Source organism: Mucilaginibacter rubeus (assembly GCF_014643835.1).
Taxonomy (GTDB): domain Bacteria; phylum Bacteroidota; class Bacteroidia; order Sphingobacteriales; family Sphingobacteriaceae; genus Mucilaginibacter; species Mucilaginibacter rubeus.
In genome coordinates this window covers 88281-105109 of sequence record NZ_BMKD01000006.1, presented here as the reverse complement: position 1 = coordinate 105109, position 16829 = coordinate 88281, and the positions used below count along the sequence as shown (strand labels likewise).

General features: G+C 41.8%; 7 protein-coding genes. 6 read left to right on the top strand and 1 reads right to left on the bottom strand.

Annotated features, from left to right (window positions below):
- Positions 1–193: 193 nt before the first annotated feature.
- Positions 194–1081, bottom strand: a complete 888-nt coding sequence (locus tag IEX80_RS19365) for a helix-turn-helix domain-containing protein (protein WP_090533203.1) — start codon at positions 1079–1081, stop codon at positions 194–196.
- A 270-nt stretch (positions 1082–1351) separates the two neighbouring features.
- Here IEX80_RS19365 and IEX80_RS19360 point away from each other — a divergent pair, with 270 nt between their 5' ends.
- From IEX80_RS19360 to IEX80_RS19335, 6 genes are all read left to right on the top strand, one after another.
- Positions 1352–5506 (top strand): hybrid sensor histidine kinase/response regulator transcription factor, encoded by a 4155-nt coding sequence (locus tag IEX80_RS19360; RefSeq protein WP_188833836.1) that lies wholly within the window; start codon positions 1352–1354, stop codon positions 5504–5506.
- A 427-nt stretch (positions 5507–5933) separates the two neighbouring features.
- The gene (locus tag IEX80_RS19355; RefSeq protein ID WP_188833835.1) at positions 5934–7139 is read left to right on the top strand and encodes a glycoside hydrolase family 5 protein; all 1206 of its coding nucleotides are present in this window, start codon (positions 5934–5936) and stop codon (positions 7137–7139) included.
- 70 nt (positions 7140–7209) lie between these two features.
- A complete protein-coding gene (galA, locus tag IEX80_RS19350; protein ID WP_188833834.1) occupies positions 7210–10077 on the top strand; it encodes a beta-galactosidase GalA in 2868 nt (955 codons plus the stop codon).
- 32 nt (positions 10078–10109) lie between these two features.
- The gene (locus IEX80_RS19345; protein WP_188833833.1) at positions 10110–12266 is read left to right on the top strand and encodes a glycoside hydrolase family 3 C-terminal domain-containing protein; all 2157 of its coding nucleotides are present in this window, start codon (positions 10110–10112) and stop codon (positions 12264–12266) included.
- 22 nt (positions 12267–12288) lie between these two features.
- Entirely contained in the window at positions 12289–14697 is a 2409-nt protein-coding gene (locus tag IEX80_RS19340) for a glycoside hydrolase family 2 TIM barrel-domain containing protein (protein ID WP_188833832.1), read from the top strand.
- Between the two features lie 85 nt (positions 14698–14782).
- On the top strand, positions 14783–16819 hold the full coding sequence (locus IEX80_RS19335) for a beta-galactosidase (RefSeq protein WP_229701684.1): 2037 nt from the start codon (positions 14783–14785) through the stop codon (positions 16817–16819).
- Positions 16820–16829: the final 10 nt, after the last annotated feature.

Below are 16829 nucleotides of genomic sequence, written 5' to 3'. Positions count from 1 at the left end.
TATAAATAGCTTATTTATTGAGGATTATCAAATAATGGAAATTAAGCGTTTGTTTACGCCATGTCAGGATGCGTAGTGAAAGAAAGCTTGGGAACAGGATTGTAAAAATGGAAGCATTGGCTGTTTCAGACCATGCTATTCTCAATTTGCAGCATTATTGGTGAAAAAAGCGACAATGATAAGCATAAGGATACTAATGATTGAAGCCAACCTGGTACATCTGTTTTTTATATTCGCTGGGCGACATACCGGTTAGCTTTTTGAAAGTTTTGGAAAAATAAGAAAGGTTATCAAACCCGGTTTGTGTGCAAATCTCTGAGTAAGCCATTCTGCTTGTTGCCATCAAATATTGTGCACGTTCAATTCGTTTTTCATTTATATAATTCAACGGCCTGGTTCCTGTGTGCTGCTTAAACTGCCTTGAAAAATAATCGACATTTTGATTTGCCCGGGAAGCCAGCAGGTTCACAGTTAGATCCATGTGTAAATTAACAAGGATATAATTTAAGGTTTCTGCAATTTTAACGGGTATAGATTTATGTTCTGGATGCTTAAATAATTGTGGGTTAAGGAATTTTGCGGTTAACATCATCAGGATACCTTGGGTTTCCAGGTACACGGAAGTGTTTTGTTGATTATTAAGTTCCTGATATTCCTTATAGTAGATATCTTTTTCATATACCTTGGGATTGTCTGACCGGTTAATTCCTCTACCCGGGTTAATTTCAAGCAGTCTGTTAAAAAGGTTGATATCCATTTCGGTGGCCCTTGTTCTCAATATAACCCTGTGGTTAGCGAAAAGCGAACTTCCATCTATCGAATCCTCAAAAAACTGAACAAAATACTGGCCCAGATAATCACTGCACCCTAAGTTACATAGCGTGAAACTTGGAATGATGTATAGATAGCCTGGTTCAAGCTTTAACGAACTGGCGGCATCTGATACTTCACCTTCTCCATCATCTATATAATAAATACGGTAGTAAGGACTGATCACATTCCTGTAATTCCATTTGGAGTTGAGCTTCACATAGTCAACGTTGAGGAGCGAGAAAGTATGTTTTAAATTTCTTTTGATCATCTGAATCACAAATATGCAAATTGCATTGATATCCCTAAATGCATATGAATATCTCAAATATAGTAAAGTCGGATTTTTACAACAAAAAGTCCATTTTAATTAAGTTTTTAGATGGCGGCTTACTGTAGGTTTGAATCAACCAATATAAAGAAGGAATATCTCAAAACTTTGCATTAATACCAGGCATTAACAGGCTTGCTTTGCATATTAAAATTCGATATTTACCAAACACTGTCTTTTATTGATTATTTTTATGAATACTCCTAAGCTATGAGATATAAATTATCACTAAGCGTGCTTATATTGTTGTTGACGTTTCGTGTTGCTTTTGCGCAAAATGGCAAATACCAGTTTTCGCAGCTCAACAGAAGCAATGGCTTGTCTCACAACCAGGTTAACTGCATTTTTAAAGATTCTGAAGGTTTTATGTGGTTTGGGACCGCGTCAGGCCTTAACCGTTATGACGGCTATAGTTTTAAAATATTCAAGCACGACGCTAATAATAAAAAGTCACTTAACGATGATTTTGTAAGCGGTATTTTTGAAGGACCCGGCAAAAAATTATGGGTGTCAACCCGCGGAGGATATTGTTTTTATAATCCGGAAACGGAGCAGTTTGACAGTGATATGTCGGTAATGACGAGCTCGTTAAAGGTTCCTGGATATCCTAACGTATCTAAAATAATTCACGGTGGTAAGGGCGAGTTTTGGCTTTTGTGCCCGGATTCCGGTCTTTACAGGTATAATGGAGTCAACAAAACAACCCGTCGGTATTATCACGACCGTTCAAGCGTATCATTATATTCAAATCTCATTTCAGACATAACTCAGGATGCTGCCGGCAACCTTTGGTTGGTATACCGTAACGGAATGGTTGAAAAGTTTGATATCAGTCAAAATAAAATTTCCTACCGCACAGATATTTTTAATAAAGCTGTTAATAGTAAAGATGCATATTACGCCATTACTGTTGATAAGGATAACGATTTATGGTTTTACACACCTGGTTTTTACGCCAACGCGTATTATTACAGTCCCTCAAGCAGGGCGTTCAGGCCTATCGCTAACGAACCTTCGGGGCTCAAATTAAAATCTTATATCATCAGCAACATTATCCAGGCTGATGACGGGTTAATATGGATAGCGACCGACCATGGCGGTATAAATTTGTTAGATAAAAAAACTTTCACATTTACCTATTTATTGAACAGGGAAGATGATGCCAAATCATTAAGTCAAAACAGCGTTATCAACCTTTATAAAGACGATTCGGGTATTATGTGGGCAGGCACCTTTAAAGAAGGAGTAAGTTATTATCACAAAAATATTATCCGGTTCCCATTGTACAGGCACTTCGCCTCAGACCATAAAAGTTTGGGTTTCGAAGATGCTAACAAGTTTGTTGAAGATAAAAATGGGAACATTTGGATTGGTACAAATGGAGGAGGATTGATTTATTTTAACCGTGAAACCGGCAGCTTTAAACAATATAAGTATGAACCAGGAAATGCAAACAGTCTCAGCAATGATATTATTGTCAGTTTATGTGTCGACCATGATCAAAAATTGTGGATAGGGACATATTTTGGCGGCCTGGATTGCTTTGACGGACAAACGTTTACCCACTATAAACATGACGATAAGATAGCCGGGAGCCTTGCCGATAACCGGGTGATGAGTATTTTCGAAGATTCATCACATACGTTATGGATAGGGACATTTGCAGCCGGGCTCCAGATATTTGACAGAGAAAAAAAGAAATTTTCCCGTCCCTTTAAACAAACAGATATCAGGTGTCTTTACGTTTCTGCTCTGTTTGAAGACCGCAAAGGCAATATTTGGGTTGGAGGATACTTTGGTATCGATGTGATTTTAAAAAATACAGGCAGGTTTATCCATTACAGCATAAATAAAGATGATGCAAATAGTTTGATTAGTAATACTATCAACTGCATTAACCAGGACGGGCGCGGCTTGATCTGGATAGCTACACGCTACGGATTAAGCATTCTTAACCCCGAAACCAATAAGTTCACATCGTTAACGAAGCAAAACGGGTTACCAGATAATGCCATATTACAAATATTGGAGGATAATAAAGGAAGGATGTGGTTGAGCACTGCTAATGGTTTAAGCAGAGTAACGCTTATTGCCCAAAAGGCTGCTTACGCTTTCAGGTTTGAGAATTTTGATGAAACGGATGGTTTGCAGGGCCGGGAATTTAATGACCAGGCAGGGCTCAAAACCCGCAAGGGCGAACTCATATTTGGCGGCGGGCATGGTTTCAATATTTTCGACCCGTTAGCCATACATGCCAATATTAACAAGCCTAAACTAACTTTTACTGATTTCTTTCTGTATAATAAAAGTATCAAAGCCAATGAGGAAGTTAACGGACATGTGGTATTGTCAAAAGCTATTTCGGCTACCCGCGAGCTGACGCTGACACACAATGAAAATGTGTTTACCATTGAGTTTGCCGCACTTAATTTCTTTAATCCCAACAAAGTAAAACATCAGTATATGTTGGAAGGCTTTGATAAGGATTGGATTGATGCCGATAATGCTACGAGAAAAGCCACCTACACCAACCTTGATGGGGGCGATTATACTTTTAAAGTAAGGGCGATTAGCCAGGAAGGGCGGTGGGACCCTGATTATATCACATTAAAAATTAAGGTATTGCCCCCGTTCTGGAAATCGACAATAGCTTATTTTATTTATATATTACTTTTATTTGGGATCCTATTTTTTATGCGCCGGCGCGGAATTCAAAAAATAAGAAGGCAGTTTGAAATCGAAAAGGAGAAACGCGAGGCTAAATTGTTAATTGAAAATGAGCGGCAGGAGGCCAGGCGTATGCATGAACTTGATATGATGAAAATTAAGTTCTTCACCAATGTAAGCCATGAATTCCGGACCCCTTTATCATTGATAATGGCGCCTGTTGATAAGATTTTAAAGCAAACCGAGGCCGAAGAGCAGAGAAATCAGTTGCAATTAATTAACCGCAATGCCAAACGGTTACTAAATATGGTAAATCAGTTGCTTGATTTCAGGAAAATGGAGGTGCAGGAACTTAGGCTGCATGCACGGAGTGGTGATATTATCAATTTTATTAAGGAAATGGTTTATTCGTTCTCGGATGTTGCTGAGAAAAAACATATCAGGCTGGTATTCGATTCGGAAATTCAAAACCTGATTATCAACTTTGACCACGATAAAATCGAACGCATCATTTTCAACCTGCTTTCCAATGCTTTTAAGTTTACACCTGATGGCGGGCATATAAGTGTTTTACTGGCGATGGTTGAAAAAGCGCCTGAAGAGCGACAGCTTGAGATAAAGGTTATTGATACGGGTATTGGAATTCCGTTAGATAAGCAGGACAGAATTTTTGAGCGCTTTTTTCAAAACGAGGTGCCGGGCTCTATGGTTAACCAGGGTAGTGGTATAGGGCTGTCAATAACCAAAGAATTTGTAAAGCTGCACAACGGTGAAATATCAGTGCAAAGTGAACCCGGCCAGGGCAGTTATTTTACTATACTTTTACCTGTTGATTTAGTGACAGAGGAAGAAGTATCGATAAATGAACCTGATTTCCCCCGGACAGCAGTATCCGAAAACCCCGATTGGGTGCAGGCGGGAGGCAGCAATTCAATTAAGAAGCTTTCTGTTTTACTGGTTGAAGATAATGAGGATTTCCGTTTTTATTTGAAAGACAATTTAAATGATACTTTCAACATTATCGAGGCTGCCAATGGAAAGGAAGGATGGCAAAAAACCCTGGCCCTTCACCCTAACCTGGTAGTCAGCGATATCAGCATGCCGGAAATGAATGGCATTGATTTATGCCGGAAAATACGAAACGATAAACGTACATCACATATACCGGTTGTGTTGCTTACGGCTGTTACAGATGAAGAACAGCAATTGGAAGGGCTTGAAACCGGCGCCAATGATTACCTGACCAAGCCTTTTAATTTCGAGATTCTGACTTCTAAATTAAAGAACATATTGGCCATGCAGCAAGATATGCGTAAAACTTATCAAAAGCAGCTTGACGTTACCCCAACTGAAGTAGAAACCGAATCACTTGATGAAGCGTTTATAAAAAAAGCGGTACAAATAATCGAAAAAAACATTGACAATGCCGAATTCTCGGTAGAGGAATTGAGCAGCGAATTATTTGTGAGCCGCGTAACCCTGTACAAAAGAGCGTTGGCTTTAACAGGAAAATCTCCCGTAGATCTGATCCGTACCATCCGCCTCAAACGTGCCGCACAGTTGCTTGAGAATTCACAATTAACTATATCACAGATCTCTTACAAAGTAGGCTTTAAAAGCCAAAAGTACTTCGTACGATGCTTTAAGGCCGAATTTAATTGCCTTCCATCTGCGTATGTCAGCAACAAGAACAAATAGCGTTTTATAAGCCTTCAGCCGGTTTTACCGTAAGGAAATCGCTTTTAAAATTTGCCGCTTATGGCCTCACCTAAACCCTTTCCAAAGAAGAGGGCTGGTTTAGCTTTAGTTGTGTGCGAAATCGCATTTATTATTTTTTAAAACGATTTACCTGATTTTGCTATTGGTTTAACTTGATGCTTTTGGGGTCTTTTTGTTAAATTTAGTACAACATCTGTTTCAGTTATGACCGATTATTGGGTGTGAATCTACTTTAACATGCTGTAAATAAGTACAGTATGTGGTTTTAACATTTGTGTCCCCATTTGTGAACAATCGATTGCACCCCGGCATTTAGATTAGCAGCGTAATTCAATGTTTCTTTATTGTAAAACGCAATTAAAGTTTGGCATTGCTTAAGCCAATTTTCAAACCTGCTTAATTTACTATGATGTTAAAACGTATACTTTGGTGTACTGCTGCTATTTTTTCGATTGCTTCGCCGCTCAAGGCCGCTTTTTGTTATGTTCCTAAAAAAATAATAAATGACACAGCCGTTGTCAAAACAATTTATCCCTCATACAATATTTCGCCCAAGGCTCCCGATAAAACGGGAATGGATAACACTGCCGTGCAACAGGCAGCAAACATCAAATTAGGCTGGAACATCGGCAACACAATGGAAGCGCCCGGCGGCGAAACCGGCTGGGGCAATCCTTTAATTACAGAAGATTATATCAAACTGGTTAAGCGGAGCGGGTTTAATGCTATTCGTATCCCTTGCGCCTGGGATCAATATTCAGATAAAAAAACTGCCAAAATACAGGACGCCTGGTTAAACCGCGTAAAACAGGTAGTACAATATTGTGTAAAAAACGATATGTATGTGTTGCTCAATATTCACTGGGATGGCGGTTGGCTTGAAAATAATATTACCCCGGCAAAACAGGATTCTGTTAACGCTAAACAAAAAGCGTTTTGGGAACAAATTGCAACAGCAATGCGCGATTTTGACGAACATTTGATGTTTGCCAGCGCTAATGAGCCGGCTGCAGATGATGCCGCGGCAACAGCAATACTTGCTACCTATCATCAAACTTTTATTAACGCGGTTAGGTCAACCGGTGGTAAAAACGCCTACCGTGTATTGATACTGCAGGGCCCATCTACTAACATGGAAAAAACAAGTCATTTTATGACATCTCTGCCAACCGATCAGGTAAAAGGCCGGTTAATGGTTGAGGTACATTATTATTCTCCCTTTAATTTTTGCCTTATGGAAAAAGATGAACCATGGGGCCGCATGTTTTATTATTGGGGGAACGGGCACCACTCATTATCGGATTCTGCGAGAAACCCAACTTATGGAGAAGAGGCTGAGGTTAAGAGCACATTCCAACTCATGAAAACAAAATTCGTTGATAAAGGAATCCCTGTTGTGATGGGAGAATATGGCGCTTACAGACGAACTGCCCCTAAAGATTTGGCGGTACACAATGATGCTGTAGATTATTGGATAAAGTTTACAACACAACAAGCTATAGCCAACGGCCTTAAGCCATTTTTTTGGGATATAGGTATTGCCCTGGACAGACGAAATAATAAAGTACTTGATCAACGCACAATTAATGCCCTTATAGCAGGGGCCAAGTAACAATTTTTGCAATGATAATAAATCCGCTGATTGCCATGCAAGCGTCTTATACCAAACCTTGTTTAAAAAAATGAAACCAACCTACTTTTTGTATTTTTTGATTTTAGTGTTCGCTACAGGGAAAACTATAGCCCAATCCCCTGAAATAGCTTCAAAACGCGAACATTTATCTATTGATAATGACTGGCGCTTTGCTTTGGGGCATGCATACGATGTTTCTAAAGATTTTTATAACGGGACCGGCGGGTTCTCCTATTTGGCCAAAACTGGTTATGGCGATGGCGCCGCATCGGCAGAATTTGACGACAGGGGCTGGCGTAAGATCGACCTTCCGCATGATTGGGCAGTTGAACAGCCATTTAGCCCGAAAGGCAGTTTCAGTCACGGATCGAAAGCTATTGGCCGTAACTTCCCCGAGGCAAGCGTGGGCTGGTACCGCAAAACCTTTGCTATACCGGCTTCCGACCTTGGTAAGCGTATATCCATAGCGTTTGATGGCGTTTTCCGAAATAGTATAGTTTGGGTAAACGGACATTACTTAGGCACCGAACCCAGCGGCTATAATCGCTTTGAATATAATATTTCAGAATATTTAAACTATGGCGGCAACAACGTTATAGCCGTACGTGCGGATGTAACTATGGAAGAAGGTTGGTTTTATGAAGGCGCGGGCATCTATCGCCATGTGTGGCTTAACAAAACAAACCAGGTTCACATCGTGCCCGATGGAACGTTCGTTACTACAGCGGTAAAAAGCAATGTGGCCGATGTTACGGCAACGGCTACCATCAACAATGACGACAAAAAAACAAGAAGTTTTAATATAACTCAAACAATTATTGATGATAGTGGCAAAGCCCTTGCGACGAAAACGACTACCGGGCTTACGTTGAAGCCTTTCGCATCGCAGGATATTAAAAATATTTTGACGGTTAACAATCCAAAACTCTGGTCATTAGAAACACCCTATTTGCATAAGCTGATTACTACAGTTGAAGAGAATGGAAGTATCATAGACAGTTACGTAACAACTTTCGGGATCCGAACCATAAGGTTTGACGCTAACGAGGGTTTTTTTCTAAATGGCAAACACGTAAAAATACAGGGAACAAACAATCATCAGGACCATGCCGGCGTTGGTGCAGCAATGCCCGATGCTTTACAGGATTTCAGAATCAGGACTTTAAAAGGCATGGGCTGTAATGCCTATCGCTGTTCGCATAACCCGCCAACGCCCGAATTACTTGACGCGTGCGACAGGTTAGGGATGCTGGTTATCGATGAAAACCGCTTAATGGGTGTGGCATCCACTCAACTAAATGACCTGAAAAGGATGATCCTGCGCGACCGTAACCATCCCAGCATCATCAGTTGGTCGATAGGGAATGAAGAATGGGGTATTGAAGGTAACATTACCGGGGCGCGGATAGCAGCCACTATGCAGGCTTTTGCCAAATCGGTTGATTCAACACGTTACATCACCGCGGCTATAAGCGGCGGCATCGGCTCCGGGATCTCAACGGTAATAGATGTGCTCGGCTATAACTACGTTGCTACCAAAAATACCGATGAGCAACATAAAAAATATCCGAATCAATTTAGCTGGGGTACCGAAGAGGGCTCGACAGTTGCCTCGAGGGGGATTTACGAGGATGATATGGACAAGCACCAGCTTGCGGCATATGACAGAAAACAAAACGACTTTTTTTATAGCCTGGAACAAGGCTGGAAACATTATGCCTCGCGCCCATATCTGGCCGGCATGTTCATCTGGACCGGTTTTGATTACAGGGGTGAGCCAACACCGTTTGGATGGCCCTCAGTAGGATCATATTTTGGAATGGTTGATGCCTGCGGTTTTCCAAAGGACGATTACTATTATTTAAAATCATGGTGGACGAACGAGACAGTGGTGCACCTATTGCCGCACTGGAACTGGCAAGGTAAAGAAGGCCAGGAAATACGGGTGTGCGCGTACAGCAATTGTGACGAGGTGGAGCTTTTTTTAAACAAAAAAAGCCTCGGTAAAAAAACTATGGAGCTAAACGGGCACCTGGAATGGCAGGTAAAATATGAGCCCGGAACGCTGGAAGCTGTAGGTTACAAAAAAGGCATTAAAGTCGATAACGATATTGTTAAAACTACCCTTATGCCAAATCAGGTTAAGTTAACAGTGGACCGCAAAGCGATTAAGGCCGATAAAAAAGATATTGCCATAATTACAGTGCAGGCCGATGACAAAAACAACCTGCGGGTGCCAACCGCCCAAAATGAGCTGAGCTTTTCAATTACAGGCCCCGGCAAAATCATAGGGGTGGGCAACGGCGATCCAACATCGCTGGAGGCGGATCAATATTTAGAACGGATAGACCTTATTAATATAGGCGCTTTCAAAGAGAAATTTGTCGACGATTTAAACGCGAAGGCCGAGGTTGCAGCGGATTATAACGATAGCAGCTGGCAAAATGCTTTTAAAGATACCCGGGACGATGAATTTGGCCGAAGAGTGAAAGCCATAGTTTACCGGGCTGGTTTTACCATGCCTGCTGATACGGCAACCGCTACCGCTACCTTATTTAGCAAAAATGTCGGCAAAGTTCAAAACATCTACATCAATGGTAAGGAAATAGGGCACGGAATCAAAGCAGGCGATGGGAACACCGAATTTAAACTGGATGCTTCATTACTGCACCCCGGCAACAATACCATCGCAATTGTAGCTACCCCCTTGCTTAAAGCAAACATCTGGGCGAGCGTTAATACCGATCCCGGCCTTATCCAATTGGTTTACCCTGCAGAGCAATATAAGCGAAAACTTTTTAGCGGTTATGCCCAGGTTATTGTCCAGTCAACCGGGCAGCCGGGCACTATAGTTTTAAAGGCAACTTCGCCGGGGTTAAAGCAGTCGGCTATTGAAATTACAGCTGCTGATAAATAATGTTAAACAAAGAATTTAAAGAAATAATGCTTATGAAATATATAATTACCTGTATTATCGCGCTTTTTTTGTTTGGTAGTGTATCTGCACAAAACAAAAACGATGCAGCCCTTAAATTAAAGATCAATAGTATCATCAAAAAGATGACACTTGAAGAGAAAATAGAAATGTTGCACGGCAACGCTTTATTTTCTTCGGCAGGTGTGCCGCGTTTAGGTATCCCTGAATTGACCTGTGACGACGGGCCATTAGGTGTGCGCGAGGAAATAAAACGCTTTGACTGGGCTTCGGCCAATTGGACAACCGATTCTGCTACGTTTTTACCCAATGGCTCGGCAATAGCAGCTACCTGGAACCCTGTAATGGCCAATAAATATGGCGTGGTAATAGGAGAGGAAGCGAATGCCCGTAAAAAAAATGTGATGCTTGCGCCTGCGTTTAACATCTGTAGGATGCCCATTTGCGGCCGTACTTATGAATATTACTCAGAAGACCCCTATTTAAATAGCCAATTGGCCATTCAATCGGTAAAAGGGATTCAAAGTCAGCATGTGGCGGCCTGTATTAAACATTTTGCCGCCAATAATCAGGAGCTTAACCGCGATAGTGTAAATACAATGGTTGATGAAAGGGCTTTGCAGGAAATCTATTTCCCTGCTTTTAAAGCTGCCGTTCAGCAGGGCAATGCTTATACCGTTATGTCGGCTTATAATAAGTTAAATGGTTATTGGTGTTCTGAAAATGGGTATTTATTAAACAAAGTTTTAAAAGGAGACTGGGGCTTTAAAGGCGTAGTTATGTCTGACTGGGCAGGCACGCATCATACTGTGGCGGCAGCAAACAATGGCCTTGATATTGAAATGGGTTCGAGCGGACCTTATGATCAATGGTATCTGGCTAAACCATTGCTTGCCGCTGTTAAAGCCGGGCAGGTTTCAGTAAAAACTATTGACGATAAAGTGGGCAGGATTTTATGGCTCATGTACCATACATCTATGAGTACCAACCATCCAAAAGGATCTATCTCAACCCCGGAGCACGCTAAGGCGGCGTATGAGATCGCCTCAGAATCCATAGTTCTGTTGAAAAACGATAAACAATTATTGCCGTTAAAAACAAGTGAGATCAAACGCATAGCAGTTATAGGGGATAATGCCGTACGTACTTTCGCTTTGGGGGGATATGGTGCGGGTGTAAAAGCAAAACATGAGGTTACCGCATTAGAAGGTATAAAGTCAAGGTTCGGTAAAACCGCCGATATCGGGTTTGCACAGGGTTACAGGGCAAAGTACCAGGCGAGTAAAACTGCTGAACAAAATGGTGACTATAATAAACCCGATCAGGACCTGATTAATGAAGCCATAGCACTTGCTAAAAGCAGTGATGTTGTCATTTTGTGTATTGGTTCAAACCGTGAATACGAAAGTGAAGCCCATGATCGCAAAAGCCTGGAACTGCCTTTTGGCGAGCAGGCTTTGGTTAACGCCGTAAGTGCCGTTAATCCCAATACCATTATTGTAGTAATGGCTGGTGCGCCATTTGACCTGAACGAAATCAAAAAATCAAATCACACCATTGTTTGGTCATGGTTTAATGGCTCAGAAGCCGGCAATGCGCTCGCCGATGTGTTAAAAGGGACTATAAACCCATCGGGTAAGCTTCCATTTACCTTCCCGGCTTCGTTAAATGATTCGCCGGCGTTTAATTTAAATACCTATCCGGGCAATAATCTCACAGCCGAATATAAGGAGGGAATATTGGTTGGTTATCGTTGGTATGATACAAAAAATATAGTGCCGCTGTTCCCATTTGGTTATGGCCTTTCTTATACCGATTTTTCTGTCAGCAAACTTTCCACAGATAAATCAATTTATAAAAAAGACGAAACGATCCATGCGAAGTTTACGATCAAAAATACAGGAGGAAGAAATGGTGCCGAAGTTGTGCAGCTGTATGTGAATGACCCGGTTTGTTCGGTACAGCGCCCTGAAAAAGAGCTCAAAGCATTTAAAAAGATATTTTTAAAGGCCGGCGAAACAAAGACGATAGAAATGCAGGTTAAAACTGGAGATCTGGCATTTTATGATGAAGCAAAAAAAGGCTGGAACACAGAAGCCGGCGAATACGTTCTTGAGTTAGGTAATTCATCCCGTAATATCATTCTTAAAACAAAAATTGCAGTTAAATAACTGTGTTAAGCATACCACTTTTATGAAAAGAATAACAATAGCCACCTTGCTTTTGGCTTATAGTGTTCTAAGTTTTGCCCAATCTTCGGTTGGCTCCGGGCGAAAACAATTGTTTGATTACAATTGGAAATTTAACCTGGGTGACGATTCATTGGCACGGTTACGGGATTTTAATGATAATGCCTGGCGTAACCTTGACTTGCCGCATGATTGGAGCATTGAAGGGAGCGTAAGCCCCAAAAATCCAACGGGAGGTGCGGGCGGTTATTTCCCGACGGGCATTGGCTGGTACAGAAAAACGTTCAAGGTAGCTCCTGAATGGAAAGGAAAAAGCATTTTCGTTTATTTTGAGGGCGTTTACATGAATTCGGAGGTGTTTATCAATGGTAAATCCCTTGGTATCCGGCCTTATGGTTATTCGTCATTTAGGTATGATCTTTCGCCTTACCTGGATTTTAACAAAGAGAATGTGATAGCCGTACGTGTGGATAATTCACAGCAAGTAAACAGCAGATGGTATAGTGGTTCAGGAATCTACCGCCATGTGTGGCTTGACGTTACCAATCCCTTACACTTAGCCGATTGGGGAGTAGCCATTACAACACCCGAAGTCTCTTCAAAGCAGGCTTCGGTACAGGTTAAGGCTACGATAAAAAACGAAACCGGCTTTCCGCAGCGCATCGCTGTTAACACCCGGCTGCTATCCGTAAGCTTTAAAGATGCGGGAAATAATACAACAAAGGTAGAGTTACCGGCACACGGCGAAAAAGAGGTTACTCAAATTATAAAAGTATCGAAGCCATTATTATGGACACCGGAAACCCCTTATTTATATCAGGCTCAAATCCAGGTATTAAAAGGTGATAAAAAAATAGATGAGACAAAGACCACTTTGGGCATCCGCTCAATAAAGTTTACGCCGGAAAAAGGTTTCCAGCTTAATGGTAAAACTGTGAAGATTAGCGGCGGATGTGTCCATCATGACAACGGGTGCCTTGGTGCCGCTGCTTTTGACCGGGCCGAGGAACGTAAAGTTGAGTTAATGAAAGCTGCCGGTTTCAACGCTGTGCGTACATCTCATAATCCACCGTCCGAAGCTTTTTTAGAAGCTTGCGACAGGTTAGGTTTATTAGTTATTGATGAGGCTTTCGATGGCTGGAGAGTTGGTAAAAACAAACACGACTATTCTGTATATTTTGATAAATGGTCGAAACGCGACCTGGAAACAATGGTGCTGCGCGATAGGAACCATCCTTCAATTTTTATGTGGAGTATAGGTAATGAAGTGGTTGAGAGAAACAAGCCAGAGGCTGTTGTGACCGCTAAAATGCTTGCAGGTATTGTTAAAGGTATAGATAGCACACGACCGGTAACATCGGCAATTGTAAAGTGGGGCAATGACTGGGAATCTTTAGATCCGCTTATGGCAGCTCATGATGTTTGCGGCTATAATTACCAACTTCAAGGTGCTCCCGCAGATCATAAAAGGGTGCCCTCCCGTGTTATTTTTCAGACCGAATCATACCCGCGAGATGCTTTTGCCAATTGGAAGCTGGTACAAAACAACAATTATATTATTGGCGATTTTGTATGGACAGCGATAGATTATTTAGGCGAATCGGGAATTGGCCGATGGTATTATTCGGGCGATGTGCCAGGAGAACATTGGGAAAATGATTTTTTTCCATGGCATGGTGCGTATTGCGGAGATATAGATTTAACCGGATGGAGAAAACCGATTTCGCACTACCGCAGCATGTTGTACAACGATAAGGAAAAGCTGTACATGGCTGTCCGCGAGCCAAAGCCCGAACCGCTGGAAATCAAAGAAACCTGGTGGTCTGTATGGCCTACCTGGGAAAGCTGGACATGGCCAGGCTTTGAGGGCAGAAAATTAGACGTAGACGTATATTCAAAATATCCCAAAGTAAGGCTTTACTTCAATGACAAACTTCTTGAGGAGAAGCCTACAACAGTAAATCAGGAATTTAAAGCTACTTTCTCAGTACCCTATACGCCAGGGACCCTCAAAGCAGTGGGCGTTGAAAATGATAAAGAAATTGAATCAACTACGCTGCAAACTTCAGGCTCCGCTGCTAAGGTCAGGCTCATTGCCGACCGTAAGCAGCTATTGCCGAATGGGCAGGACCTATCCTATGTTTCAATTGAAATCACTGATAAGGATGGCGTACTACAACCAAACGCATCAGATCGACTTCAATTTAAAATTGAAGGGCCTGGTGTAATAACCGGAGTGGATAATGCGAATGTCAAGGACACTGACCCATATATAGGCAATTCGCGCAAAGCCTGGCATGGCCGGGCCATGGTGGTAATCAGGAGCACTCATAATGCCGGCGATATTAAGCTTACCGTTAGTTCGGCAAGTTTATCCGAAGCAACCATAACTGTTAAAGCACTCACACATTGACCCGGTGGAAATGTGCAACAAATAGGAGGTTATAAAAAGAGTTAACATGAATGCCCGGCTATATTGTGGCTAAAATTAATATAATATGAGAAGAATGAAATACATTCCAATTCTGCTTTTGCTGCTATTTACCTTACGGTTAAACGCTCAGCAACTGTTTGTTGGAACCAACTATCACCCGCATGATGATAAGAATATAGAAAAATGGAAAAGTGATATTCAACTGATGAAGAACGCCGGTTTCAGGGTTGTAAGAATGGGGCATTTGGCTTGGGATAGCTACGAACCTTCTGAAGGGAACTTTGATTTCAAATGGTTCGATACCGTAATGGATTTGATGGATAAAGCCAGTATCAAGGTAATTTTGGATATCGCCATACGTCCGGCCCCCATCTGGTTGCAGCATAAAATTCCTTCCATAAATGTCACCGATGCCTCGGGCAACAGGTTATATCCTAACCACCGGTATATGGAGGATATTGGCGACCCTGAATATCAAAAGTATGCTGTAAGATATACCGATGTGCTTTCAAAGAGGTATGGTCATCACCCTGCCTTGCTTGCTTTTGGCATTGATAACGAGTCGGGAGACGGGCCGATATCTTATTCGGAACAGGCCCGGTTACGGTTTATTGAATGGTTGAAACAGAAATATAAAACCATAGCGCAATTGAATATTGCATGGGCAGGTCAGCGTTGGTCGCGAAAAATTAATGAGTTTGATGAGGTTGGCTTACCGGCATCGGGCAATGTCAGCGGGCCGCCGGAAAGAGTGTTGGATTTTCGCCGGTTTGAATCAGATGAGATCAATGAATTTCTGCTGAAGGTGATTGATAAAGTGAACACTAATGCCCCCAAAGCATTCGTTAATACAAACGCGTGGTATTACAGCGATAAGCGTTATTTTGATTATTCACAAATTGCTTATTCAGGAAAAATGACACGAGAAGGCTGCGGTTTTTACCCTGGAAACTCGTTGGTGAATAATTACGGATTGATGGATGCCTCATTTGGAATCGCCAGGATTCAGTTTGAGAGTACAAATCCATTTTGGTGTACGGAATTTACAACAATGACCGCGGTTCCAAATTCCATCAGAAAATCAGCTTATGCCACTTTGATGTACGGCAACCAGATGGTTTGCGGCTGGACCTGGCAAAGTATGCATGGCGGTGAAGAGCAATACCTGGAAGGCATGATGGACTGGGACGGCGGAGTAAACCGGAAATATGACGAATACAAACAGATAGCTTCCGAGTTTAAGAAAATTGAAAGGTTTTTTCCTTATAAAGTTAAGGCAGATGTGGGTTTGGCATTTTCTTTCCCAAGCCAAATAGCAAGCAGCGCCTTTCCCGAAAGGCACGATGCACAGTTAGCCGAATGCTTTAATGTTTTTTTTAGAAAGAACATAGATACGCGGGTGGTTGAAATTACCAAAAGCCCGCTAAACTATAAATTATTGGTAATCCCGGGTGTTACGGTTATGGACACAGTAACCGCAAGAAAGATCAGGGAGTTTATTTATAACGGCAGCACTGTCATCATGACGGCCAACTCCGCGGTTACAAATGAAACAGGAAAGGTTTTTTCTGCAACTCATCCGGGTTTGTTAAGCGATGTTTTCGGTATCCGTGTTTCCGGGTATGAAGAAACCGAAAATTTTAACGAGATCTCGCCAAAAAATTTTAAAAACAAGGATATAGAGGTTGGTTTCGGTTCTAAGAACATTAAAACTGAATCAGCCCGTTTTGATGTCATTCATCCGCAGGGTGCAAAAGTGCTTGGCAGCATAACCAGTTTAGATAAAAGCTACCCGGTTATAACTACAAACAAATATGGCAAGGGCACTGCTATATACCTTGGGCTCCCGGCTAAATCCGCATTAATAGATCCTTTAATTGATAGCCTTACTGATTCGTTTTCATTGAAGCAAGGCCCTGAAGTACCGGAAGGGGTTATGGCGAGATTTATTGACAGTAAGCATATACTTTATTTAAATTTAACCGGTAAGCCGCAGACTATCGACCCCAAACACGCATCTAAAAGTATATTGTTTGATAAAGACTATGCCGGAAGTTTTTCGCTTGCGCCGTATGAGCCCGAATTTATCGAACTGCGATAGATTTTTCTGT

Coding starts and splice junctions, on each gene's coding strand:
- IEX80_RS19365 (WP_090533203.1), bottom strand. CDS start 1,081: ATGATCAAAAGAAATTTAAAACATACTTTCTCGCTCCTCAACGTTGAC.
- IEX80_RS19360 (WP_188833836.1), top strand. CDS start 1,352: ATGAGATATAAATTATCACTAAGCGTGCTTATATTGTTGTTGACGTTT.
- IEX80_RS19355 (WP_188833835.1), top strand. CDS start 5,934: ATGATGTTAAAACGTATACTTTGGTGTACTGCTGCTATTTTTTCGATT.
- galA (WP_188833834.1), top strand. CDS start 7,210: ATGAAACCAACCTACTTTTTGTATTTTTTGATTTTAGTGTTCGCTACA.
- IEX80_RS19345 (WP_188833833.1), top strand. CDS start 10,110: ATGAAATATATAATTACCTGTATTATCGCGCTTTTTTTGTTTGGTAGT.
- IEX80_RS19340 (WP_188833832.1), top strand. CDS start 12,289: ATGAAAAGAATAACAATAGCCACCTTGCTTTTGGCTTATAGTGTTCTA.
- IEX80_RS19335 (WP_229701684.1), top strand. CDS start 14,783: ATGAGAAGAATGAAATACATTCCAATTCTGCTTTTGCTGCTATTTACC.